The sequence below is a fragment of the Ectobacillus sp. genome, from assembly GCF_056992975.1.
Genome location: NZ_JBXKMX010000017.1, coordinates 1 through 1879 on the forward strand (window position 1 = coordinate 1; position 1879 = coordinate 1879).

A 1879-nucleotide genomic window follows, 5' to 3' on the forward strand; every position below is an offset into this window, starting at 1 on the left:
GCTGGTAATGTACGATCTGTAGCACAAATTTGGTCTGAGGCGATGGAGATGACATCAGACGACCGTACACATATCGTAACCCCTCTTTTCCACTGTGCAGCGATTCATTGCTTTACGACTCCTACTATACTTAGAGGAGGTTCTGTGGTTATCGAAGAAGCATTTTCTCCAGAACAAACGTTACACACGATGGAAAAAGAAAATGTAACCATTTTCTTTGGAGTTCCAGCTATATATAGCATTCTACTAAACACGTCAAAAATGGGAGAGATGGATTTATCCCACCTGCGGTTGTTTGCATACGGTGCCGCACCCATGCCATATGAGTTAGTGAAAAAAATTAAAGCGCTTTATCCTAACGTGAAAGTGCAAAATTTATATGGGCAAACAGAAAATTCACCAGGTGCCACTACATTAAAAGATAAGTACGCGTTAGATAAAATTGGTTCTGTCGGTGAACCCTTGCCTCAAACACAAGTTCAAGTTGTAGACGAGTTTGGAGATAAGCTGCCTACTAGACAAGTAGGAGAAATCGTTGTGAAAGGTCCACAAGTTATGAAGGGGTATCTACGAAACGAGGAAGCAACTCGACATACTATTAAAAACGGTTGGTTATATAGCGGTGATTTAGGATTCTTTGATGAAGACGGTTTGCTATATATTGTAGATCGAAAGAAAGATATGATCATTCGCGGCGGTGAAAATGTCTATCCAGTGGAGGTAGAAGAAGTCTTGTATGAGATTCCAGAAATATTAGAAGCCGCAGTAGTCGGTATTCCTCATGAAGTATACGGTGAAGTGCCGAAAGCATTTATTGTACTTAAAAAAGGGCAGCCATTCACGGAGGAAGATGTGATTGCGTATTGTAAACAAAAACTAGCAAAATATAAATTACCTACAGAAATAGTTTTTCTTGACACTCTCCCTCGTAATGCGAGTGGAAAAGTGTTAAAACAAACGTTACGAGAAAAGAAAAGAGTATAGGTACTTTTTTCTAAACAAAATGGAAGGGCTTACAAAACTAAGAAAAGAGGAGAATTAGGGATGACTTTAGTTAAAACAATTGGTGTAGTAGGGGCAGGAACAATGGGGAATGGTATTGCCCAAGTTGCCGCAGAAGCTGGATATCAAGTGATTATGCGAGATATGACGGAGGAGTCTGTACAAAAGGGACTACGTACCATTCAAAAAAATCTGAACCGAGCGATTGAGAAAAACAAACTGGATCAAGGGAAGGCCCAGGAAATCTTAGGGAGAATCCGAAGTACCGTGGAACTGCAAGACTTGGCAGACGCTGATCTCATTATTGAAGTTATTATTGAAAAGACGGAACCAAAAAAAGCCCTATTTCAAGAGCTTGATACAATTTGTAAAGAAACAGCCATTTTCGCTACAAATACCTCTGGCTTAAGCATTACAGAGCTTGCAGCATCAACGAAACGGCCTGATCGCTTTATTGGAATGCATTTTTTTAATCCTGTTCCAGTCATGAAGTTAACAGAAGTCATTAAAGGGCAAGAAACATCTGAGGAAACATACCAATTAGCAAAGAGTTTAGTAGAATCCTTTGGGAAGGTTGGGATTACGGTCAATGATGCTCCCCTTTTTGCTGTGAACCGAATTTTGGTTCCGATGATAAATGAGGCAATCTTCGTTTTAGCAGAGGGAACAGCGAGTGCAGAAGATATTGATGAAGGTATGAAGCTAGGTGCGAATCATCCAATTGGACCATTAGCATTAGCGGATCTTATTGGGTTGGATACATTACTACTCGTTGTCGAAACATTATACACAGAGACAGGTGATTCGAAATACCGTCCTTGTCCATTACTAAAGAAACTAGTACGTGCGGGACACTACGGCAGAAAAACAGGTAAGG

At 40.3% G+C, this 1879-nt stretch carries 2 protein-coding genes; both read left to right on the forward strand.

Annotated elements, in window-relative coordinates; genetic code table 11:
- The coding region (locus AC11ZT_RS00705) for a class I adenylate-forming enzyme family protein (protein WP_484057766.1) at window positions 1-984 on the forward strand (984 nt) is incomplete at its 5' end.
- A 60-nt stretch (window positions 985-1044) separates the two neighbouring features.
- Window positions 1045-1879, forward strand: an 835-nt coding sequence (locus tag AC11ZT_RS00710) for a 3-hydroxybutyryl-CoA dehydrogenase (RefSeq protein ID WP_484057767.1), incomplete at its 3' end; no start/stop codon positions are given.